Source organism: Streptomyces sp. A2-16 (assembly GCF_018128905.1).
Taxonomy (GTDB): domain Bacteria; phylum Actinomycetota; class Actinomycetes; order Streptomycetales; family Streptomycetaceae; genus Streptomyces.
This window is the reverse complement of record NZ_CP063808.1, coordinates 5,641,666-5,664,590: the sequence shown is the minus strand read 5'-3', so window position 1 is coordinate 5,664,590 and position 22,925 is coordinate 5,641,666. Positions and strand designations below refer to the sequence as shown.

Annotated in this window: 15 protein-coding genes; 6 read left to right on the top strand and 9 right to left on the bottom strand. The window is 72.1% G+C overall.

Annotation, left to right across the window (positions count from 1 at the left end):
- Window positions 1-19: 19 nt before the first annotated feature.
- Complete coding sequence (locus tag IOD14_RS25395; protein WP_031045328.1) at window positions 20-517, top strand: hypothetical protein; 498 nt, start codon at window positions 20-22, stop codon at window positions 515-517.
- A 395-nt stretch (window positions 518-912) separates the two neighbouring features.
- Window positions 913-4,677 carry a PD40 domain-containing protein gene (locus IOD14_RS25390; protein ID WP_212671614.1) on the top strand — a complete coding sequence of 1,255 codons (3,765 nt, stop codon included), beginning with the start codon at window positions 913-915 and terminating at the stop codon, window positions 4,675-4,677.
- Here IOD14_RS25390 and IOD14_RS25385 read toward each other — a convergent pair.
- Together IOD14_RS25385 and IOD14_RS25380 are read right to left on the bottom strand one after the other, a co-directional pair.
- Window positions 4,674-6,629 carry a peptidoglycan recognition family protein gene (locus IOD14_RS25385; protein ID WP_123987123.1) on the bottom strand — a complete coding sequence of 652 codons (1,956 nt, stop codon included), beginning with the start codon at window positions 6,627-6,629 and terminating at the stop codon, window positions 4,674-4,676. The genes IOD14_RS25390 and IOD14_RS25385 overlap by 4 nt on opposite strands.
- A 267-nt stretch (window positions 6,630-6,896) precedes the next feature.
- On the bottom strand, window positions 6,897-8,036 hold the full coding sequence (locus IOD14_RS25380) for an aminoglycoside phosphotransferase family protein (protein ID WP_123987122.1): 1,140 nt from the start codon (window positions 8,034-8,036) through the stop codon (window positions 6,897-6,899).
- A 243-nt stretch (window positions 8,037-8,279) separates the two neighbouring features.
- On the opposite strand from IOD14_RS25380, the gene IOD14_RS25375 reads away from it, so the two are divergent.
- Window positions 8,280-9,773: a hypothetical protein gene (locus tag IOD14_RS25375; RefSeq protein ID WP_123987121.1), complete on the top strand. Its 1,494-nt coding sequence runs from the start codon at window positions 8,280-8,282 to the stop codon at window positions 9,771-9,773.
- A gap of 5 nt (window positions 9,774-9,778) precedes the next feature.
- Here IOD14_RS25375 and IOD14_RS25370 read toward each other — a convergent pair whose 3' ends face one another.
- On the bottom strand, window positions 9,779-11,209 hold the full coding sequence (locus IOD14_RS25370; protein WP_212671613.1) for a PP2C family protein-serine/threonine phosphatase: 1,431 nt from the start codon (window positions 11,207-11,209) through the stop codon (window positions 9,779-9,781).
- Window positions 11,210-11,588: 379 nt separating this feature from the next.
- On the opposite strand from IOD14_RS25370, the gene IOD14_RS25365 reads away from it, so the two are divergent.
- Window positions 11,589-12,002 carry an SsgA family sporulation/cell division regulator gene (locus tag IOD14_RS25365; protein WP_123987119.1) on the top strand — a complete coding sequence of 138 codons (414 nt, stop codon included), beginning with the start codon at window positions 11,589-11,591 and terminating at the stop codon, window positions 12,000-12,002.
- A 33-nt stretch (window positions 12,003-12,035) separates the two neighbouring features.
- On the opposite strand, the gene IOD14_RS25360 is transcribed toward IOD14_RS25365, so the two are convergent.
- Together IOD14_RS25360 and IOD14_RS25355 are read right to left on the bottom strand one after the other, a co-directional pair.
- The gene (locus tag IOD14_RS25360) at window positions 12,036-13,133 is read right to left on the bottom strand and encodes a chemotaxis protein (RefSeq protein WP_212671612.1); all 1,098 of its coding nucleotides are present in this window, start codon (window positions 13,131-13,133) and stop codon (window positions 12,036-12,038) included.
- A 154-nt stretch (window positions 13,134-13,287) separates the two neighbouring features.
- Complete coding sequence (locus IOD14_RS25355) at window positions 13,288-13,716, bottom strand: PaaI family thioesterase (protein WP_123987117.1); 429 nt, start codon at window positions 13,714-13,716, stop codon at window positions 13,288-13,290.
- A gap of 80 nt (window positions 13,717-13,796) precedes the next feature.
- Here IOD14_RS25355 and IOD14_RS25350 point away from each other — a divergent pair, with 80 nt between their 5' ends.
- Window positions 13,797-14,225, top strand: a complete 429-nt coding sequence (locus IOD14_RS25350) for a MarR family winged helix-turn-helix transcriptional regulator (protein ID WP_212671611.1) — start codon at window positions 13,797-13,799, stop codon at window positions 14,223-14,225.
- Here the strand turns inward: IOD14_RS25350 and IOD14_RS25345 are convergent.
- Both IOD14_RS25345 and IOD14_RS25340 read right to left on the bottom strand, forming a co-directional pair.
- On the bottom strand, window positions 14,222-14,770 hold the full coding sequence (locus IOD14_RS25345) for a GNAT family N-acetyltransferase (RefSeq protein WP_212671610.1): 549 nt from the start codon (window positions 14,768-14,770) through the stop codon (window positions 14,222-14,224). The two genes, IOD14_RS25350 and IOD14_RS25345, sit on opposite strands and share 4 nt — an antisense overlap.
- 25 nt (window positions 14,771-14,795) lie before the next feature.
- A complete protein-coding gene (locus IOD14_RS25340) occupies window positions 14,796-16,382 on the bottom strand; it encodes an alpha/beta hydrolase (protein WP_212671609.1) in 1,587 nt (528 codons plus the stop codon).
- A 257-nt stretch (window positions 16,383-16,639) separates the two neighbouring features.
- On the opposite strand from IOD14_RS25340, the gene IOD14_RS25335 reads away from it, so the two are divergent.
- Window positions 16,640-17,302 carry a chaplin gene (locus IOD14_RS25335; RefSeq protein WP_212671608.1) on the top strand — a complete coding sequence of 221 codons (663 nt, stop codon included), beginning with the start codon at window positions 16,640-16,642 and terminating at the stop codon, window positions 17,300-17,302.
- 479 nt (window positions 17,303-17,781) lie between these two features.
- On the opposite strand, the gene IOD14_RS25330 is transcribed toward IOD14_RS25335, so the two are convergent.
- Window positions 17,782-18,522: a class I SAM-dependent methyltransferase gene (locus IOD14_RS25330; RefSeq protein WP_123987112.1), complete on the bottom strand. Its 741-nt coding sequence runs from the start codon at window positions 18,520-18,522 to the stop codon at window positions 17,782-17,784.
- A gap of 22 nt (window positions 18,523-18,544) precedes the next feature.
- Window positions 18,545-22,831: an aminotransferase class I/II-fold pyridoxal phosphate-dependent enzyme gene (locus tag IOD14_RS25325; RefSeq protein WP_212673393.1), complete on the bottom strand. Its 4,287-nt coding sequence runs from the start codon at window positions 22,829-22,831 to the stop codon at window positions 18,545-18,547.
- Window positions 22,832-22,925 lie beyond the last annotated feature (94 nt).

Here is a 22,925-nt window from a genome sequence, read left to right as displayed (position 1 = left end):
GGCCGATTACCATGGGCGCATGTCGTTCCTCCGCCGCCGCAGCGCAACCCCCGCCGGTCCAGACTTCGACGTACTGGCCATGGACCCGGGTGACTGGCCCGGCAACCTCGGAGCGGGGCTCCTGCCCGCCCCCGACGGCACCTGCCAGGGCGTCTTCCTGCGCTACGACCTCTTCGGCGGCCGCGGCCCCGCGATGATCATCGGCAACCTCCCCGAGGGCTCCCCGGCCCGCGAGGTTCCCGAGGGCCAGGTCCCCTTCGAGGTGGCGCAGCTGCTGCTCGCGCTGGAGAACGACGAGGAGGTGACGGTCACCGACACCGAGGACGTGCCGGTGATGCAGGGCGACAACCTGCTGATCGTGCGCCGCCTCAAGCTCTCCGAGAGCCGGATCTCCTGCGTCCAGTTCGACCGCAGCGACAACGTCCTGGTGACCATCGCCGCCTGGGACCGCCCCATCACGGACGACCTGTACGCCCTCCTCAAGCCCCTGCCGGCGGAGCTCTTCCAGCAGGGCTGACGCCCGCTTCCTGCCCGGGGGCCGCCGTACGCCGTCGGGGCCCGCCCGTGCCGCCGCGTGCCGTCGTGCTCCTCACCGGCGGACGTCCGTGGGCCCCGGAAGGCCAAGTCCCCCGATTCCTGGCCTTCCGGAGCCGCCCGCGGGCACGGTCGGTCATCCGGCCCACCACGGTCACACCCGGGATTCCCCCACTCCGCCCGCCGCGGCGGAGCCCCGAGTGCCGTGATCCCAGCTTTCGCGATCCGCACGTTGTTTGGCAGCCCCCTTTCACCACTCCAGACAATTTCCCGGGCCTCCCACCAGGTGCGTGGAACTGCCTTGCCCCCCGCCCGCGTCGGTCCGTAGCGTGCGAGATCCGCGGCCGGCCGCGCGGACGGTGATGTCGAAGGAGAGTCATGGGGCGACGCGAGCGACCGCTGGACCCGACCGAGGGACCGGTCGCCCGATTCGCCCACGAGCTGCGGAAGTTACGGCAGGAGGCCGGCGGCCCCACCTACCGGGCCATGGCGGGACGGGCCCACTACTCCACCGCGACCCTCGCCCAGGCCGCGGCCGGCGACCGGCTCCCCTCCCTCCAGGTCACCCTCGCCTACGTCACGGCCTGCGACGGCGACGTCGAGGAGTGGGAGCGGCGCTGGCACCAGGCGGCCCACGAGACGACCGAGGAGCGGCGCGCCGCCGACGACCCGGGCCAGGCCCCGTATCTGGGCCTGGCGAGGTTCGACACCGGTGACCGCGAGCGCTTCTTCGGCCGGGACCAACTGGCCGGCCGACTCGTGGAGACGGTCACTGCCTGCCCGGTCGTCGTCCTCGTCGGCCCCTCCGGCAGCGGCAAGTCCTCACTGCTGCGCGCCGGTCTGATCCCGCGGCTGCCGGGACCCGCCCGAGTCCTCTCCCCGGGACCGCATCCCTACGGCACCCACGCCGAGACCCTGGCGTCCGGGGCCTCCGTGATCGTGGTCGACCAGTTCGAGGAACTCTTCACCCTCTGCACGGACCCCGACGAGCGCGCCCGCTTCCTGGACCTGCTCTTCGCGGCCGCGGGCACACCCACCCGCGTGGTGATCGCCGTACGCGCCGACTTCTACGGCCATCTCACCCGCGACCGCCGCCTCGCCGAGGCCGCCCAGGAGGCGACCCTGCTGGTGGCGCCCATGGGCCCGGACGAACTGCGCGAGACCATCGTCAAGCCGGCGGCCCTCGGCGGTCTCGTCGTCGAACGCTCGCTGACCGCACGGTTGTTGGACGAGATCGCGGACGAGCCGGGCGGACTGCCCCTGCTGTCCCACGCCCTGCTGGAGACCTGGCGCCGACGCCGGGGCAGGACGCTGACCGAAGCGGCCTACGAGGAGACCGGCGGCATCCACGGAGCCATCGCCCGCACCGCCGAGGAACTCCACGAGCGGCTCACCCCGCAGCAGGCCGACACCGCCCGCCGCATCCTGCTGCGCCTGGTCACCCCAGGCCAGGGCACCCCGGACACCCGGCGGCCCGCCGACCGCGCCGAACTCACCGGCGCCGACTGGCCCGACACCCCCTTCGTCCTCGAACAACTCGCCCGGACCCGGCTGATCACGGTCGACGACGAGACCGTGGACCTCGCCCACGAGGCCGTGCTCACCGCCTGGCCCCGGCTGCGCACCTGGATCGACGAGGACCGCGAACGGCTGCGCGTCCAGCGCGCACTCACCGAGGCGGCGCACGCCTGGACGGCCCTCGACCGCGACCCGGAAGCCCTGTACCGGGGAGCGCGACTGGCCGGCACGGAGGAACACTTCACCACCGACTCCGGCGAACTCACCCCGCTGGAGCGGGAGTTCCTGCGAACCTCCGCCCAGGCGCGGCACCGGGAACGGCGCCGGCGGCACGGCCGGATCGGCGCCCTGTCCCTGCTGGTCGTCCTCTGCCTCGTCGCGGGGCTCGTCGCCTGGCAGCAGAACCGGGCCGGGGAACAGCGCCGCGTGGAGGCCGAGGCCCGCCGTCTCGCCGGCGTGGCGGAGAGCCTGAGGCTGTCCGACCCGGTCACCTCGATGCGGCTGAGCCTCGCCGCCTGGCGGGTGGCAGACCTGCCCGAGACCCGGTCCGTGCTGCTCTCGGCCGCCGTACAGCACGAACAGGACGTCTTCACCGACCCGGACGGCGGGAAGCGGACCATGCGGCGGCTCAGCGCCGACGGACACACCCTGATCAGCGTGGGCGCCGACCGCGTGACCCGCTGGGACGTCACCGCCCACCGGCGGCTGAGCCGCGGACCGGGCCTCGGCCGGAGCCTCGAACTCGCCGGGTTCCCCCGCACGGACACCTCCTGGCTCCCGGTCTTCGACGGCACCCGCGTCACCGTGCGCGACCTCGCCACCGTACGCCAGGACCGCACCCCCCTCACGGACGCCGACGGCGGCGCGGAGATGAGCCCGAGCGGCCGCACCCTCGTCGTCTACGACCGGAAGGGCACCAGCCGTCGCGTCCAGCTCTGGGACCCCCTCGGCCGGCGGAAACTGCTGGACATCGAGGAACCGGGCAGCGGGCGTGACATCGACTTGAGCAACATCGCCTGGGCCCGGCTCACCGCCGTGCAGGCGCAGTTGCGGCAGGAACGCCGCACAGCCGTGCAGACATACCTGGCCACTCCCGACGCGACGGTCGGACCCGACGACCGCCACCTCGCCCTGTGCGTCCCGAACGGGCGGCTCCGGCTCTGGGACGTCGCCGCACGGCGCGAGATCACCGCGCCCTGGCTGCCGAGGACCTCCGCCCGGCAGTGCCTCCAGGAACAGATCGTGTTCAGCCCCGACGGGCGCAGCCTCGGCGTGATCGACCCCGACGGGTTCCGTGCCTGGCGGATCGACACCGGCCGGAAGATCGCCGAGGTGGAGTACGCGGGCCTCAAGACGGCCCAGTTCGGCACCGACGGCACGTTCCTGGCCGCCTCGGACGGCCAGGAGATCCTCGTGTGGCGGCTGACCGACCCCGACTTCCCGGTGTTCCGCCACCGACTCGCCGGCGAGACGGTGAAGGACATCCGCCTGGACACCGCCACCCGGACCCTGCGCTACCTCGGCGGCGCGGAGGGCGTGTGGGGCCCGGGAGTGCACACGGTCACCCTGGGACGGGCCGCGACCGCCGACTGGACGGCGGCCCGGAACGCGGCATCGGTGTTCGGCCACGACGGCGAACTGCTGGCCACCTCCCGCCCGGACCCGGACGGCAAGCACCTGCGGTTCCGTCTCCACGACGTCCGCACCGGACGGCTCCTCGCCGACGTCGGCACGGAGCCGTGCCCGAGCGCTCTCGACGACTGCACCGGCCTGCTGGCCTTCGACTCCACCGGCACGACCCTCGCCTACGGCACCGCGTCCTACGACCGCAGCGGGTCCGCGACGGGCCGCGTACGGCTCTACGACGTCCCCGGCCGCCGCGTCACCACCGTCCTGACCGCGCACGACATGGGCCGGGTCCCGCTGTCGGACATCGCCTTCGGCCCCGGTGACCGCTCTCTCCTGCTGCCCGATCCGGCAAGTCCCGACACCGGCGTCACCCGAGTCTGGGACCTGCGCGAACGCCGGACCACCGCCGTCCTGGAGGACACCTCCGGAAAGACGGTGCCGCATCCGGACGGAGATCTGGCCGTCACCACCGGCGGAGAGGCGTACCGCCTGCCGTCCGGCACCCGGCTGCCCGCCACCCGCTTCACCGGCGGCGGCACCGCCCTGGCCTTCAGCCCCGACGGCGGCTACCTGGCCGTCGGCGAAGGCTCCGGCCGGGTCGTGCTGTGGGACGGCCGGCTCAAGCGCCGGCTCGGCGTCCTCGCCGACCCCGACACGACCACCTACCAGTACGTGTCCGCACTGGCCTTCTCACCCGACGGCCGCACCCTCGCCGTCGCCGGGGACGAGGGCACGCTGCAACTGTGGGACGTCGCCTCCCGCCGCCGTGTCGGATCACCGCTGCCGACGCCGGGGGACACCGTGCAGGCCCTGTCGTTCGGTCCGGACGGCGGCACCCTGTACGCGGCGGGACAGCACGCCCCGCCGCAGACCTACAGGATCGCGTCGGCCGACGCCGCCACGACCGTCTGCCGCCGGGCCGGCGGCGGCCTCACCCGCGAGGAGTGGAGCCGCCACCTCCCGGACGTCCCCTACCGGCGCAGCTGCCCCCGCTAACGCCGTACCGAAGGCTGCACCACGACGTCCGCCGCCCGCACGAACGCCACCCGGTGGCCGTACTGGATCTCGTAGTACAGGTCCTTGCCGACCACGACCTTGTGCGAGTCCGTGGTGAAGGTGACCGCGTAGTAGTACTCGCCGGGGACCCGGTCGCCGATCACGTACGTCTGGCCCTTGAGCACCTTGTACGGCAGCGGCGACACCGCCTGGGCGGGAACCCCCGCCGGATAGGCGGAGGCCTCGGGGTAGGCGCGGCCGTACACCGGAACGCTGTCGAGGCCCTCCTTCGGGGTCACCACGAGACCGGCGGCGCTCACCGCGGTCGGGTCGCTCGCGGGGTTCTTGAACCACGCCTTCTGCCCCAGGTACCAGATCGCCGTCCAGTCGCCGTCCCGGCCGGCGACCGCGTACTGCTGGCCGGTGGAGACCCGCGACGACAGGTCGTTCACATCGATCGTCGGTGCCCTGCCGCCCATCCCGACGTCCGTGATGAGGGCGGAGTTCTCGTCCGGGGCCGAGTAGAGCCGTACCTCGCTCGAACCGTGGGGTGCGCAGGGCTCGCCCTTGGTGACGCAGCCGGTGTACTTCGGCTGGTTGGTGGCGTAGTCGGGCCGGATCGTCACCAGGCCGCCCTTCTTGCCTGCGGTGGCCTTGAGCGGGTGGCCCAGCAGCGCGAAGTAGTGCCGCCAGTCCCAGTACGGGCCGGGGTCCGTGTGCATGCCCGCGACCGTCGAGGTGGTCGGGCCGGGCACGTTGTCGTGGCCGAGGATGTGCTGCCGGTCCAGCGGGATGCCGTACTTGGCGGAGAGGTACTTCACCAGCCGCGCCGAGGACCGGTACATGGCCTCCGTGTACCAGGCGTCCGGGTTCGCCAGGAAGCCCTCGTGCTCCAGGCCGATCGACTTGGCGTTGATGTACCAGTTGCCCGCGTGCCAGGCCACGTCCTTCGCCTTCACATGCTGGGCGATGTGACCGTCGGTCGAGCGCAGGGTGTAGTTCCACGACACATAGGTCGGGTCCTGCACCAGATTGAGGACACCCTCCCAGGCGCCCTCCGTGTCGTGGATGACGATGTATTTGATGCTCTGCGAGGCCGGGCGGTCGCCCAGGTCGTGGTTGCCGTAGTCGTTGTCCCCGAACTCCTCGTACGGCGCCGGGATCCACTCGCAGGACACCGTCCTCGGACACTCCGTGTCGCCCGCCTTGGGCTTCCTGAGGCCCGTCCGGACGAGCTGGGCGGTGTCCGGGGCGAGTCCCGGCTGCGCCGCCAGGGCGATCCGCTGGCCGGCGTCGGTGGTGCGCTCCTCGCCGGTGCGCAGCACGTCGAAGACGTCGTTCGCGTACGCCGCCGCGGTCGCGCGGTCGTCGGCGCCGGAGAAGCGGGCCACCGCGCCGTACCAGTCCGCCGGGTCCTGGCTCAGCGGTTCGCCCAGCTCCTTCTGGGCCGCGGCCAGCAACGCGGCACCACCGGCGACGTTCGCCGCGGGGTCGGTGCGCAGGTCCCGCGCGCTCAGACCGGTCAGCTCGGCGGCCTCGGGCAGCGTCTCGAGGCGGGCGGGAAGGTCGGCGGGCACCGGGACCTCGGTGCGGGGCAGCAGGGCGGCGCGGGCGCTGTCGCCGCGCGCGTCCTCCGTGCCCTCGCTGTGGTGCGGTGCCGAGGCGAGCGCGGTGCGGGCGTCGGTGAGGTGCATCGGGCCGTAACCCCCGGTCACACTGGGCGCACCGGCGTGGCTGTCCCAGCGGGACTGCAGATACGAGACGCCCAGCAGGACGCTCTGCGGGACGTGGTACTCGGCGGCCGCGGTGGCGAAGGCCCGCTGGAGGCCGGTCGAGGAGTCCTCGGCCTGTGACGGGGCCGCGCCGAGCAGGGGCAGCAGCAGGGCGGTGCCGGCCAGCGCGCCGAGCACTCTCCGGGTGGCTCTGTTGGGGTCGGTGGCGGATCCTCGCAAAGCAGCCTCCTGGGACGATCGGGCGCGATGGGGCGAGCGGGGCCGGACGTGCGTCAGTGCTACCGGCTTGCCGACGATCCGTCAATCATGCCCAGGGGCAGGGGATTTCCCATGTCAATCAGGGTTCGCGGGAGTTTCGTGGCGAAGGTCCGCGGGCCTGCGGGGCGTCAGTGGCGTACACCAATGTTCGGGTCCCAGAGGGCGCCCCGGACACACGGAGGTCCGCGGTGCGCCGCTCCACAGGGCGCACCGCGGACCTCCGTCCCCTCAGCGAGTGCCGACCGCCGCGCGTACGGCCCGACGGGCCAGCTGGCAGTCGTCGTGCAGCCGCCTCAGCAGCAGCCGCTGTTCCTCGCCGGACGGCGCGGCACCCGGGTGGGCAGCGCCCGGTGCCGCCGGGGTCGAGTCGTGCATCGAACGCTGCACGGCCGTTTCGTACGTGCGGATCTCGCGGGTCAGCACGAGCATCAGGTTGACCAGGAAGGCGTCCCGGGAGGCAGGGCCCGCCGACTGGGCGATCTGGCTGATCTGACGACGGGCCACCGGGGCGTCACCGAGGACCGACCACAGCGTCGCCAGGTCGTACCCCGGCAGGTACCAGCCCGCGTGCTCCCAGTCCACCAGCACTGGACCGGCCGGTGACAGAAGGATGTTCGAGAGCAGTGCGTCGCCGTGGCAGAACTGACCCATGCCCTGCCGACCCGCCGAGTGGGCGATGCCGTGCAGCAGCTTCTGGAGGTCGCCCATGTCCCGGTCGGTCAGCAGCCCCAGCTCGTGGTAGCGGGAGATGCGGGCCGCGTAGTCGAGCGGGGCGTCGAAGGTGCCCGCGGGCGGACGCCAGGCGTTGAGCCGGCAGACCGCGCCGAGCGCCGCCCTGATGTCCGCACGGGGCGGGGCCTCGGCGGGATGCCGGTGCAGCGCCGCCACCCGGCCGGGCATCCGCTCGATGACCAGAGTGCAGTTGTCCGGGTCCGCCGCGATCAGCCGCGGGACACGCACCGGAGGACGGTGCCGGACGAACGAACGGTAGGCGGCTATTTCGTGCCGGATCCGCTCGGCCCAGACCGGGGAGTGGTCGAGTAAACACTTGGCGACGGCCGTGCTGCGTCCCGTCGTACCGACCAGGAGCACGGAGCGTCCGCTGCGGCGCAGCACCTGCACCGGGGCGAACTCCGGGCAGATCCGGTGCACCGACGCGATCGCCGTGCGCAGCTGGGCGCCCTGGGGGCCGGACAAGTCGAGTCTCCCGCTGAGCGGTTGGGTGCCGAGCCCCGGAACGCGTCGCGTCCTGCCCGTACCCGGTACGGGGGCCGTCGGCCGCGCGGGGTCGAGGTAGGGGCCACCGCCCGCCGGGCGGAGATGCGGCGACCTGGGCGGGGCGGACACGGAGGACGATGCTGCGTACATGGGCGAGACAGATCCCTTCGTGTGCCTGCTGTGCCTGGAGAAGCAGTGCGCCGCCCGGCCCGGACCACCGGGTGCACCCTGGGGAATGTCCCTGTGCGGTCCGGGTCGGGGTGGCGCGTTCCTACCTCAGCGCATATGCCCCGTGGCACACCATCTGGCGCACCCTGGCGAACCCTGGCGAATAGTCCCGGAGCAACTGACACGGAGCTACTGTCAACTCAGCCGAGAACCTGGGGGCTTGACGTGAGCGGACAACCCAACACCCGACTGTCGGACCTGTTCGGCCTGGCCGGCTGGTCCAAGGGTGAACTCGCGAGGCTGGTCAACCGGCAGGCGGCGGCCATGGGCCATCCCCAGCTCTCGACCGACACCTCGCGGGTCCGGCGGTGGATCGACACGGGAGAGATCCCGCGCGATCCGGTGCCGCGGGTGCTGGCGGCTCTGTTCACCGAGCGTCTCGGCCGTGTCGTGACCATCGAGGACCTCGGTCTGGTCCGGCACGGGCGTACGGGGAAACGGCAGGGCGACGGGAGCGCGGAACATCCCGACGGCATGCCGTGGGCGCCCGACCGAACCGCTGCGGTCCTCACCGAATTCACGGGAATGGACCTCATGCTCAACCGACGCGGCTTGGTGGGTGCGGGTGTCGCGCTCACCGCAGGATCCGCACTAAGCAGCGCCATGCACGACTGGCTGCACACCGATCCGGCCCTCACCGCAGATGCCCCCCAGTTCGACGACCCCCTGCACGCCGACCCCGCTGGGTTCGACCGTTACGAGGCCGCCCCCATCGGGTCGCAGGAGATCGAGGAGCTGGAGCGCTCGGTCGAGGTGTTCCGGGCCTGGGACGCGGCCCGCGGGGGCGGGCTGCAGCGCAAGGCGGTCGTGGGCCAGCTCAACGAGGTGGGCGGCATGCTCGCCTACCGCCACCCCGACCATCTCCAGCGGCGCCTGTGGGGCGTCGCCGCCAACCTCGCCGTCCTCGCGGGCTGGATGTCCCACGACGTCGGCCTCGAACCCACCGCCCAGAAGTACTTCGTGATCGCCGCCCATGCCGCGAGAGAGGGCGGTGACCGGCCCCGCGCCGGCGAGGCGCTCTCCCGCGCGGCCCGCCAGATGGTGCACCTGGGCCGGCCCGACGACGCGCTCGACCTGATGAAGCTCGCCCAGTCCGGCTCCGGCGAACAGGTGCTGCCCCGGACCAAGGCGATGCTGTACACCATCGAGGCCTGGGCACAGGCGTCCATGGGCAAGGGCCAGGCGATGCGCCGCACCCTCGGACAGGCGGAGGACCTCTTCGTCTCCGACAAGGGCGACGTCCCGCCGCCGAGCTGGATGCAGACCTTCAAGGAGGAGGACCTGTACGGCATGCAGGCCCTGGCCTACCGCACGCTGGCGGAGCACGAGCCGGGTGCGGCCGCGCACGCCCAGCACTACGCGGAGAAGGCCCTGGCCCTGCGGGTCGACGGACGGCAGCGGTCGAAGATCTTCGACTTCCTGTCCATGGCCTCGGCCTGCTTCATCGCCGACGACCCCGAACAGGCGGACCGGTACGCGCGCTTGGCGCTGGTGTCGATGGGCTCCAACTCCTCCCACCGCACCTGGGACCGACTGCGTCAGATGTACCGGCTCACCGCCGAGTACTCCAGCTATCCGAAGATCAACGAGCTGCGTGAGGAGATCAGGATGGCGCTGCCGAAGCCGAAGGGAAGGGGTGGCAACAGCGCACGGGCGTGAGCTTGTTATGACGTCACTTTGGCGATGAGCACACAGGCGTCGTCCTCGCGCTCGGTCTCGCCGAACTCCTCCATGACCGTCCGCACGCAGTCCTGCGCGGTGCGCGCCCCGTGGAACCGGGGGGCGAGGTCCAGGAGCCGGTGCACGGCAGCCGTGTTGCCGCGTCCGGGCACCAGCCCGTCCGTGTGCAGCAGGAGCAGGTCGCCGGGTTCGAGGGTCTCCTCGGCCTGGGCGTAGACGGCTCCGGAGGTAGCGCCGAGGAGCACGCCGTCGGGGGAGTGCAGCCTGCGCCCCGTCCCGTCGCGGAACAGCAGCGGGGCGGGGTGCCCGGCCTGCGCCCAGACCAGGGTGCGGGTCTCGGGACGGTAGCGGCAGCAGACCGCGCTGCCGAGGGCCGGCTGCACGGTGGCGTCGAGCAACTGGTTGAGCAGGGACATCAGTTGACCGGGCTGGGTGCCGGCCATGGCCATGCCGCGGACGGCACCGAGCAGGGTCGCCATGCCGGAGGCCACCGAGACACCGTGCCCGGTGAGGTCGCCGACGCTCAACAGCGTGTCCCCGTCGGCCAGTTCGAGTGCGTCGTACCAGTCGCCGCCGATCAGGGCGCTCGACGACGACGGCAGGTAGTGGGCGGCCAGGTCCAGGGTCTCGGTGCCCCGGTGCGGGAGCCGCAGGGAGCCACGCCATGGCGGCAGCACGGCCTCCTGCAGCTCGACCGCGAGCCGGTGTTCGCTCTGCGCGCGCTGCCGGTGGCGTTGTAACGAGTCACGGGTCTCGCTCACCGCCCGCTCGCTGCGGCGCAGTTCGCTGACGTCCCGCAGCACGGCCCACATCGAGGCGGTGCTGCCGTCGGCGGCGAGCACGGGCTCGCCCATCATGTGGACGGTGCGCACCTCGCCGCCCGGGCGTACGACGCGGAACTCGCCGTCGATGCGCTTGGCGTCGACCAGACAGTCCGTGACCATGACCGTCAGCCTCGGCCGGTCCTCGTCGAGCACCAGGGAAGGGAGCTCGTCGAGGGTGAGCGGGGGAGCGGTGCGGTCGCGGCCCAGGATCTCGTACAGCTCCCCGGACCAGCTCGCCTCGTCCGTCAGCAGGTTCCACTCCGCGCTGCCGACCCGGCTGAGCAACGAGCCGCGCCGGGGAGCGGGCGGCGCGGTTCGCGCGGCGGACTCCGCCCCGGGTGCCGACGGCACGGGCGGCGGGCCGTCCCGTAGTTGCGCCAAGTGCGCGTCCAGGTCGCTGAGTTGGTGCAGGGCGAGGTCGTACAGTGCGCGCTGCCAGCGCTCCTGGGGGTCCGAATCGTCGCTGGGTGCGTCCCGTCGTACGGCGTCCACGTCGCCCTTGAGCCGCCGCGCCTGCGATATGAGCGCGTCGACCGAGCCGCGTCCTGGTGGCTGGGCGGCGGGGCGGTCCGCGGAGAGGTGGGACGGCATGACGCACTCCGATGCGGGGACGGTTCGACCAAGGCGGGACGGAGGGACCGCTACGACTGTTGCACAGGCCGCGACGCGCTGTAAGGGATTCGGCAACACACGATACGGTGGTGCTTCTGGCATATGCCACAGTCTTCACGGAGCGGTCGAACCGGGCGTCTCGTCTGCGCCGTGCACTGTCTCAAGTCGTAGATGCCGTACGTGACTTGATGGGCCGTCGGGGTGGTCGGTCCGGTGTTCATTTATGTGTTCGACGGCCCTGTGTTCTAAGGAGTTTGGCACAGGGGGGTAGGGCCTGGCGGCATGCATGTGACGCAGGTCACATAAACTCGCCCCTGCTCCGGCGTAATGCAAAAGGCACCTGCGAGCTCCTAAGAACATGGACACGACCTACGAGCAGCCCGCCCGCGCCCGACTGATCACCGGGGACGACCAGGAACTGCCGGTCCCCGCCACCCTGCGCTACGCCTCCACCGACCCGCTGGCCGTGTGCGTGGACTTCCCGCCCGAGGTCTCCCTGGACGGGCGGGGGGTGACCTGGACCTTCGCCCGTGCCCTGCTGGAGGAGGGGTTGCGCGGACCGGCCGGCGGCGGGGACGTGCACATCTGGCCGTGCGGCCGGGACACCACGGTCGTGGAGTTCCACTCGCCGTACGGCCTCGCCCTCCTCCAGTTCGACACGCCCACCCTGCGCGCCTTCCTGCTGCGGACCTACGCGGTGGTCGGCGTCGGACAGGAGGACCTCGGGGAGGCCGTCGAGCGTGGGCTCGACGCTCTCTTCGGCAACGTCTGAGGGGGTACGGCGTCCCGGTGGCCGCCGTACCGCTCAGTAGCGCAGCACGCCCGCGATCCCGTCGGCGCCGCCGAGTGTGCCGTCCGGTACGAAGCGGACGTCGGCACCCGTCTCCAGGCACTGTTCGACGATCTCGTCCACGATGTCCTCGCGGGAGTCCAGATCGCCGCTCTCGGCCGGGACCAGATGGTCGCCGCCCTCGTCGCGGACCGTCACCCGGTAGTTCTCCTCGACGGCCAGCAGCCGCACCCGGCCCTCCCGCGCGCTCTGCCAGATCTCGTCGACACCGGCCGCGAACGCCCGCCGCCCGCGCGCCGATTCGAGCTCACGGGCCACCGCTTCGGTGCTCTTGCGGGCCTCGGCCGCGACCAGCGGCCGCACCGCCTGCCACACCGTGTCCGGGGTGCCGTGCGCGAGCCCGCCGTGCGGGACGTGTACCGCGTCCTTGGTGACACTGCCGACGTCGTCGAGCGCGGACAGCGCCGTGGTCTCACCGGTGATGTAGAGCGGGCGCGGGTCCTCACGCAGGAGCCTGGCCATCGCCGTGTCGGCGTCCCGCAGGAAGTGCCGCGTGTCCTCGTCCCGGTAGGTGCTCGGCATGTCGCCGATGCGTTCCAGGCGTTCGGCGTCGAAGTTCTCGCGGGTCCTGGTCAGCGGGAAGCCGCCGGCGCGATGCTCGGTGACCCGGTCGACACCGCCGTTCCACAGCGTGACGCGGTCGGCGGAGACCGACAGCACCCAGAAGGGCCGCTCGGAGGCCTGCGCGGAGACGAGGTTGCGGGTCAGGAAGGTGTCCGAGAGCACCACCCGCTCCGGTACGGCCCGGGCCAGGGACCAGACCTGGTGCTCGCCCGGCGCCGCGAAGATCACCAGTCCGTCCTCGGCGTGCGTCAGATCGATCTCGGCGAGGGCCTGGTCGAGCTGCCGGGAGACCTCGATGCGTCGCTCCCGGGGGACCGCGGGATCGGTCTCCAGCTGCTTCTTGGCCGCGGCCACCACATTGCGCAGCCGGACCGGGTCCTGGGTGTTCTCGGGTTCACGGCGGTGGGTCGGTGTCAGGACGGACACCGCCGGATAGGCGCGCGGGCGGCGCAGTTCGGAGAGGGTCGCAGGGCTCAGTGCGTGCTCCATAACAGCACCATAGGACCGATCGGCCGATCAGGCATTTGGGGCAACTTGATCGGTCGTTCAGGGTATTTCGTTGTCGACGTGATGATCTCCGGTGCCGATGGGATCCTGTTCGAGAACAGCGCCGTCGAGCACATGATCGTCGCCGGCATGAGGGCTACGCCGGAACCGGCTCCAGTACGGCGATCGAGCCCTGCGCCACCGCGCACAGGGTCTCCGTGCCCTCGGCGTCCACGGTGCTCAGCTCGCAGCGGCACACCACACGGGTCCGCCCGGCCCGTACGACCCGGGCGCGAGCGCGCAGCAGTCGCCCGCGCGCGGGCCGCAGGAAGTCTATGGAGAAACCGGCGGTGGTCACCGCCGGGCCGGCCGCCGAACCCGCTGCGAAGGTGAGCGCGTTGTCGGCCGCGTAGCCGAGCACTCCGCCGTGCACGGTGCCGTGCTGCTGGAGCAGATCGTCGCGGATGTCGAACTCGAGTGTCGCCCCGCCCTCCTCGAAGTCGGTCAGGCGGGCGCCGACCAGCCTGCTGAAGGGCTGTGCCGCCAGCACCTTCCGGGCGAGCTCCAGGTCCAGGGTGCGTGTCATCGCCGCGCTCCGTCCGCTCTTCTCACTTCACTGATGAAGTGAGACTGGCGCGGGCTCCTCCCGTCTGTCAACATCGGCCCATGCCCGAGCCCGACGACCAGCGCCTGTACTTCCTGCTCCAGCGGGCCGCACACCGTCTGCGCACCGCCGCGGACCGGCGCTGTCTGGCCGCGGCCGGGATCACCACGGCTCAGCTCGGCGCGCTGTTCGCCGTCCGCGACGAGCCGGGCGTCACCCAGCAGGAACTCGCTCGCACGCTGGGACTGCGCGAGTCGGCGGTGACCGGGCTGGTCGGACGGCTGACGACGGCGGGTCTCCTCGTCAAGGAACCGCATCCGCGGGAACACCGGGCCGTCGTACTGGAGTTGACCGCGGCCGGGTCCGACGCCCTGCGCGCCGCCCAGCCGGAGATCGACCGTTTCAACGCGGAACTGCGCGAGACCCTGGGCGAGGACGGCTTCATCGGCGCGGCGACGGCCATGCGCCGACTCGCGTACGGGGAGTCCTAGGCGGGCCGGCGCTCGGGACGTGCCACGTAGATCCAGTCGAAGCCGTCGTATCCCTCGGTGTCGAGATGCGGGGCCCGGCTGAGCCCGGCGCGTTCCGCCACTCGCTGCGAGGCCGTGTTCGCCGGTCGCACGCGGGCGATCAGCGCAAGGTCGGGCACGTGCGTCGCGGCCCAGGCGGTGACCGCGCCGGCGGCTTCACCGGCGAAGCCCCGACCCCAGGCCGAGGGGGCGAAACGGTAGAAGAGGTTCAGGACCGGTTCCCCATGGAGCTCCATCGGCTTGATCCCGCAGAAGCCGAGCTGCCGGGCCTGGTCGTGGCGTCCGACGACCCAGTAGCCGTAGCCGTGCCGCTCCCACTGCTGGTCCCAGCGCCGGTACAGCTCCTCGGCCTCCTCGTGCCGGGTGAGTGCGTCGGAGGGGTTGTGCGCACACGCCTCGGGGTCGCTGTGGACGGCGAGGATCATGTCGACGTCGGCTTCGACCGGGCGCCGCAGCCACAGCCGATCGGTTCTCAACTCCTCGGCCGCCGCGATCCGTTCACTCATGCCGGGATCGTAACCCGAGTGGATCTCAGTCGTCGTGCTCGGGCCCGCAGGAGCTGCCGTTCGGCGGCAGGCTGCCGTACAGCAGGAAGTCGTCGACCTTGCGGTGCACACAGGTCGAGGAGCCGTAACCGGTGTGGCCCTCGCCCTTGTTGTCGAGGACCACGGCCGAGTCGCCGAGGCGCTCGGCGGTCTCCACGGTCCAGCGGTACGGCGTCGCCGGGTCACCCCGGGTGCCGACGAGGAGCATCTTCGGGGTGCGGACGTCGCGCACCTTCTCGCGGATGAAGTCGGTGCCCTTCGGGCGGCCGTAGCACATCAGGTACTCGGTGAGCCGGTAGCGGCCGAAGACCGGGGACGCCTGTTCGTAGGCGGCACGCAGCCGCGGCAGGTCCTCGGTGATCCGGTCGGCGCCGGGGCGATCGGGATCGTCCGCGCAGTTGACCGCCATCAGCGCCGCCGGAAGATTGTCGAGCGGCACGTCCTCCACGTCGGCGAGGGTGTCGTGCGCCGGATCGCCGGAGGGAGGGCGCACGCGGGGGAGGAAACCGGAGCCGCCGCCGGCGAAGCCGAGCACGCCCGTCGTGTCGCCCTGCTCCACCAGCTCGGCGAGCGCCCGCTCCAGCGAGGGCCACATGTCCTCGCTGTAGAGGGCCTGGCTGATGGCGCCCACGAGGTCCTGCCCGGTGAAGTCGGGGCCGAAGTCCGTCGGCACCGGGTCCTCGTCCAGCGACGCCACCAGTTGCACGACCTGCTCCCGGGCGCTGCGCGCGTCCGTGCCGAACGGACAGGCGACGTCCTTCACGCACCAGTCGACGAAGTCCTCCAGGGCGGTCTGCTGCCCTGCGGCGCCCGCCACGCCCTGTTCGGACAGCGGCTCGGTGAGGGTGTCCACACCGTCCAGCACCAGGCGGCCCACCTTCTTCGGGAACTGGGCCGCGTACACCGCCCCGAGCCGGCTGCCGTAGGAGAAGCCCAGGTAGTTGAGCTTCTTGTCGCCGAGGGTCTGGCGGATGACGTCCAGGTCGCGGGAGACGTTCACCGTGCCGACGTGCGGGAGCACGGGTCCGGAGTGCTTTGCGCACTGGTCGGCGGCCTTGCGCAACGTGCCGAGCACGCCCTGGGGATCCCGGGTGAGGGCCGTGTCGTCCTCGGTGGCCGCCAGGGCCTCGTCGGTGCCGCCGCCGCAGCTGACCGGGGAGGACCGGCCCACGCCGCGCGGATCGAAGGACACCACGTCGTACTCGTCGGTGAGGGCCATGAAGTCGTCGCCGCCGGCCGCGAGTCCGGGCACGCCCGCGCCGCCCGGGCCGCCGAAGTTCAGCACGACCGAGCCCCGCTTGTGCTTGGTCGTGGCCCGGTAACGGGCGAGTGCGAGTTCGAGCGTGCCCGCGCGGGGCCGCGCGTAGTCGAGAGGGACCGTGACCTTTCCGCACTGGAGGTCGGCGGGGGCCTCCATCCCCACGCACTTCGACCACTTGATCTTCTGGTCGTAGAAGCGGGACAGGTCCGCTCCGGAGCCGTCGGCGGCCGCGGCCGGCAGTCCGGCGCCGAGCAGGGCCAGTCCCACGGCTCCGGACAGAGCGCATCGCCGCCTCGTCACCTTGGCGAGCATCAAAGCCTCCCAGGACGCCCATCGGCGCCCTCGATCACGATAAGCGGCCCTCCGGCGGCACGCCTCCGGGCGAGCGGGCTCGTGGCATGGGCCCTACCATGTGCCCGCTCGATACCCATGAGTCGGGTTTGCCGTAAGTTCGACAACCATGTCGCTCGATGGGGTGAAAGGCCGATTAGCCATAACTCAGATGGTTCTCCTGCGTTTTAAGCGGTGCGGGCGAGTGCCCGCGTCCATGTCTGGAAGGCAGGGAACCTATGAGACGGGTCACCCGAAACGGAGTGATCGCCGTCGCCGCCGCGTCCGGGGCGATGGCCGTGACGATGCCGGCGTACGCCGGTGGTACGGCCGACGCGGCCGCGGCAGGCTCGCCCGGGCTGATCTCCGGCAACACCGCCCAGCTCCCGGTGCACGTCCCGGTGAACGTGTGCGGCAACACCGTCGACGTGGTCGGACTCCTCAACCCCGCCGCGGGCAACACCTGCGTGAACCAGGACTCCGGCGGCGACCGCCGGTCGGCGCCGGCCGGCGGTGCGAGGGCCGAGGCCGACGCAGGGAACGCGGCCGGCGTGCTCTCCGGCAACGGGGTGCGGCTCCCGGTCCACGTCCCGCTCAATGTCAGCGGAAACTCCGTGAACGTGGTCGGTGTCGGCAACGCGTCCGTGGGCAACGAGTCGGTGAACGCGCCCGGGGACGGTCTCCCCGACACCCCGGAGCTCCCCACGAAGCCCACGCCCGGCACACCGCCGAAGAGCGACCCAGGGCCGCGCCCGACCGCACCCACCTCACCGGAACCCGGGACCGCCCTCGCCCACACCGGCACGGACCAGCTCCTGCCCGCCGCGATGGGCAGCGCCGCGCTGATCCTCGGCGGGGCGGCGATCCACCGCCGCTCCCACCGGAGGGGAGCGCGCCGATGAGGCCCTGACGGAGGGGCCCGTCGGACGAGACCGGGAGTGCGACTCCGCCGTGGGACAACGGGAGAGCCGTCAGACCGACGGTGTGACACTGCGCCGGGACGACGAGGGCAGCCGTAGGACCGGCGGTGTGACTCTGCCGTGGTGCCGCGAGTGGGCTTTCGTCGTACGACCACGGGGTGGGCCCCGGCCTCACCGCAGCTGGGGCCGCTCGGGGGCCCACGGGTGCGGCCTCGACCGCAGGGCTACGGGCGAGCCTGCGCTGTGTGACGGCGGGGGCTCTCGGCCCTGGTCGTCGGTGTGCGAGGCAGTGCGGCGCCACGTGGATGCCCGGCGGACGCCCGGCTGTGAGATGACCGGGGCCTTCCGGCCTGGACGCCCGGCGGGCTCGCGGCCCGTGACCACCCGGCTCGGCCCCGGACGTCCGACCTGCCCCGCACGCCCGGGGTGGCTCAACCCTCTTCATGGCCATGGGGCCTCCTTCAGCCGAGCCCGTCCGACGTCACGGCCGTGAGCAGGACCATCCCGGAGTCGCCGTAGTCCGGCAGGGTCGGGTCGGTGTCGACACGGGTGACGGTGAGTTCCCGGGTGAGAGGGGCGAAGACCTCCGTGACGCCGGCCGGGGTGACGGGACAGCCCGGCCAGCGTGAGGTCGGTCCGATGCGGTAGGTCGGCATGTTCTCCATGAACGCGGCCACCAGATACCCGCCCGGCACCACACAGCGGGCGAACGCCCGGCAGAAGTCGGCGAACTCGGCGAAGTCCTCCGTGGCACCCTCGGCGACGAAGTGCATGGACGCCAGCCCGTACCCACCCGGCTCCAGGTCCCGGACGTCCGCGTGGACGACGTGCACCTGCGCCAGCGACCCCGCGAGAGTCCTCGGCACGGTGGGATTGAGCTCTCGGCACAGCGCGTGGAAGGGCAGCCAGCTCGCGTCCGGCCCGCAGACGATCTGGCGGTGCAGATAGGCCACATTCCCCGCGCCCGCCTCGACCGCGTCCACATGACGGCTCGCCGCGGACGCCAGGATCAACGGGTAGAGGTTGGGCCCGGCACCGAACTCCACCGAGCGGGCGACCGCACCCGGCCCAAGGCCCCGGTAGAACGCGGAGTGGTGGGCGATCACTTCGGCGTCCGAGGGGTGCAACTCCCGGTAGTTCTCGGCGAGATAGTCGGCGACGGGCCAACGGTCCCAGTCCACGTCGTCGTTGTGCGTCAGCATCACCGTGTCCACCTCCTTCTCGTCAGTTCCTCGGCCACAGCCGGAACCGCCCGGCCAGCGAGGTCAGTGTGCTGTTGAGCCGGTCGATGTCCTCGTCGGAGTTGAGCGCCGTGATCTGCACCCGGAAACCGACCCGGTCGCGGGGCACGAGCGGATGGGCTGCGAGCGTCACGTAGATGCCCTCCTCCCACAGGAACGCGGCGACCGCGTCGAGGTCGGTCGGGTCGGCCAGGGGGATCTCCACGATCGGCAGCCGGTCGGTGTTGAGCGTGCCCACGTCGAGGTCCGCGAGATGGTCGAGGACCCGCACGGTCTTGCGGTACAGGTCGGCCCGCAGCGCGTCGCCCCGCCGGTCGTTGACCTCGAGCCCGGCCAGCGCGGTGGCCAGCGACGCCGTGGGCGAGGGGCCCGAGTACAGGTAGGGGGCCGCGGTCGTCTTGAGACGGTTCTTGAGGTCGCCGGGCAGCGCGAGGAACGCGAGCAGCGACGAGTACGCCTTGGAGAAGCCGCCGGCCAGCACGATCCCGTCGTACGTCTCGCCCGTGTGCCGCACCACCCCGTTGCCGCGCAGACCGTAGGGGCACGGCTCGTCCGGCGCGCGTTCCCCGATCACCCCGAAGCCGTGCGCGTCGTCGACGTACAGCGTGGCGCCCTGCTCTCGGCACAGGGCGGCCAGCACCGGCAGGTCGGGGAGATTGCCGGTCATGCTGTTCACGCCGTCCAGGCAGACCAGCCGGGTGGTGCGCGCGGGCACCGAGGAGAGCAGCGCTTCCAGCTGCTCGGGCCGTTCGGCGTGGAAGCGGTGCAGGGTGGCGCCCTGGCCGCGGGCGACCACACAGCCGTCGTACACCGTCCGGTGCGCGCTCGCCTCGACGAAGACGTGACCGCCGTCGGCGAGGATCGGGATCACCGCGGCGTGGATGAGCGTGAGCGTCGGCAGCAGCAGGGTGTCGGGGGCGCCCAGCAGCGCGGCGAGGCGCTCCTCCAGTGCCGGATACAGGCGCGGACTGCCGATCAGCCGTGACCAGCTGGGGTGGGTGCCCCAACGGCGGACCGCGGGATCGATACGGGCGGCGATCTCCGGGTCCCAGTCGAAGCCGAGGTAGTTGCAGGAGGCGAAGTCGATGAGCCAGTGGCCGCGGCTGCGGATGCGGCGGCCGCGCACCTCGTCGATGACCGCGTCGCTCATCGGGCTGCTGCGCCGCAACTGCGCGAGATCCGCCGTCCGTCTCTCGGCGGTGGCCGAGGGCCGGCCGCGGTGGGCCGGGCGCCCGTGCGTGCCACCGGCACCCGGAGTGAAGCGTCCGCCGTCCTGTCGCAGCACCCTCTCGCTCTGCTCGACCGTCATGGGCCGGGCGAACAGGAAGCCCTGCCCGAACCGGCACCCCATCGCGGCCAGCATGTCCCGCTGCGCCGGATCCTCGATGCCCTCGGCGATCACCTGCAGGCCCAGCGTGTCGGCGATGCGGACGATGCCCTCGACCAGTGCGACCTGCTGGGCGTCGCTCGTGATGTCGTCGATGAACGTCTTGTCGATCTTCAGTACGTCGATGGGGAAGTCCCGCAGATAGCGCAGCGAGGAGAACCCGGTCCCGAAGTCGTCGACCGCGATGTGCACCCCCAGCTCCTTGAGGGCCTGGAGCACCGCCTGGATCTGCGCGTCCCGGCGCAGCAGCACCGTCTCCGTCAGCTCCAGCTGCAGGGTGCCCGGGACCAGCCCGGGCGTCCGCAGGGCCCGGCCGACCTGGTCGACGAACCCGGTGTCGCGGAACTGACGCGCGGACACGTTCACACTGACGTACGGCGGAGCCGCGGGTCCCGGCAGCTGTTGCAGCCCGGCGATGTCGCCGACCGCGTTCTCCAGCACCCACGAGCCCAGCGGGGCGATGTGCCCGGTCTCCTCGGCCAGGGTGATGAACTGCTCCGGCGAGACGGGCTGATGCGGGGCCTGCGGCCAGCGCACCAGCGCCTCGAATCCGACCACCTCGCCCGCGTCGATGTCCACGACGGGCTGGTAGCGCAGGGCGAACTCCTGCGCCTCGACGGCCCGGGCGAGCCGGGTCTGCAGATCGTGCCGCTCGACCATGCGGGCGCGCAGCAGCGGACGGAAGCGCCGCCACTGCCGTTTGCCCGCCGCCTTGGCCGCGTACAGCGCGAGGTCGGCGTGCCCGAGCAGTTCCTCCGCGTCGATGCTGTCGCGGGCGGTGGCCACGCCCACGCTGGCCGAGACGGTGACCGACTCGTCGCCGAGCACGAACGGCCGGGTCAGCGTCTGCACCACCTGCGCCGCCAGCAGCTCGGCGTCGAGCGGCTCCCTCGCGTCCTCCATCAGTACGGCGAACTCGTCGCCGCCGAGCCGGGCCGCGGTGTCGGTGCGCCTGAGGGTCCGGGTCAGCCGGTTGCCGACGTCTATCAGGAGGTGATCGCCCGCCGAGTGCCCCATGGTGTCGTTGACCTGCTTGAAGTCGTCCAGGTCGATGAAGAGCAGACAGGTCAGGGACGACTCGCGGCGGCCACGCAGCAGGGCGCGTTCGATGCGCTCCAGGAGCAGCGTCCGGTTGGGCAGGCCGGTCAGCGAGTCGTGGAAGGCCCGCTGCGTCAGCTCGTGCTCCAGCCTGCGCTGCTCGGTCACGTCGCGCAGGGTGACCACGAGACCGGCCACGGTCCGCTCGTCCCGGAAGTCGCTGCACCGCACCTCCACCTCCACCCGGCCCGACCGGTGCCGCACCCACCAGTGGTCGTGGGAGACACGCGGCCCGTGCTCGCGCACGGCGGCCAGTTCACGGGTCGCCCGGTTCCGGTCCCGGGGGTCCAGCAGGTCCGGCAGCGACGTGCCGAGGAGGTCGGCGGTACCGAACACGGCGGCGGCGGAGGGGCTGGCGTACCGGATCGTGTCGTCGTCCTCGACGATCAGGATGACGTCGGAGGTGTTGCGCACCAGGGTGCGGAAGTAGGCCTCGCTCTCCCGGCGGATCACCTCCTGGCGCAGCATGACGCGCTCCATGGCGAGCCCCGCGTGGGAGGCGAGGATCTCCAGGGAGGCCCGCGTCTCGGTGAGCGGCCGCTGGGGGCCGGCGACCAGCAGGACGCCGGGGTCCTCGGTGGGAGGCCGGTCGGGCTGCGTCATGGGGCACACCAGCACAGCGGGCAGATTCCCCATCAGGGCGGCGATGTCCGGCCCGAGGTCGGCGGGGGGCACCTGGCGGGCCTGGCGGGGGAGCAGGGGCGCGGCCTGCTCGGCCGACAGCAGCAGGGTCCGGTGGCGGACCGTCGGCCCCAGGAGCATCTCGACGGCCGCCTCGCAGGACCGCACGACCTCCTGCTGCCGCACCGCCGCCACCAGGGACCCGGCCGCCCGGCGCAGGGCCAGCTCGCGGGCCATGGCTCCCCGGTGGGCCACGACCATGCCCGCCAGCCGCAGGATGACCAGCAGGAACAGCACGGCCGAGAAGGCGGCGATGACGCCCGTGTGGTGGGCGCTGTGGGTGACCGACTCGTACAGCAGGATCCCCGGGGCGATGAAGGTGACCGCCGCCAGCATCGCCAACCGGTGGGGTGGCGGGAGCGGGGACTGCTTCTGCGGCGCGGCGGCGGTGAGCGCCGTCATCGAGGGGTGCAGGGCGGCCAGGCCCCAGGCCGTGTAGAAGACGATCCATCCGGAGTCCAGCAGGGTGCCGGCCTGCCACAGGGAGTTCAGCTGGAGGATGCCGTACGCGATGTCGAAGCCGAGCAGCGTGAGCGTACCGACGACCAGGAGTTGCACCGAGCGGTTGTGCCCGCCGACCGGGCTCGGAGTGAGCAGGCGGGCCAGCAGGGCCAGGACCAGCACGTCACCGAGGGGGTAGGCGATGCTGATGGCCCGCTGCTGCCAGGTCAGGCCCTCGACCTCGGCGAGCGGCTGCACCAGGTACACCCACACGGGCAGGGCGAGCCCCGCGGTGAAGATGAGGGCGTCGAGCAGGCTGGGCAGGTCGTGGCCCGGCGAGCGGTAGCGGATGAGGCCGTACAAACCGGCCGCGAAGAGCGGGTAGGTGACCAGGTAGCAGGCGTCTGCGGGGGAGGGGAAGGGGTTGGAGGCGTGGAAGTACTCCTCCATGGCGTTGTAGTACGTGTCGCCCGTGATGAAGGTCAGCAACCCCGCCGCCAGAGCCCACCAGGGCCACCGGTGGGCGGGCCGGTGCAGTCGTACGCCGACGAGCACCGCGCCGGCGCCGGCGAGCCCGATCAGCGCCCACAGCGCTGTGCGGGCGGCGGGGACCGTCATGTAGACGAGCGTGGCGACGGCGACCAGCGTCAGGTGGGCGGCCATCGCCCGTCGTGCCGACTGCATGGGCGAGCGCCTCCCCCCACTGACCGCTTGGAGGAGACCGGGCCGTCCACCTGGTCCGGGGTCCTTTTCGATC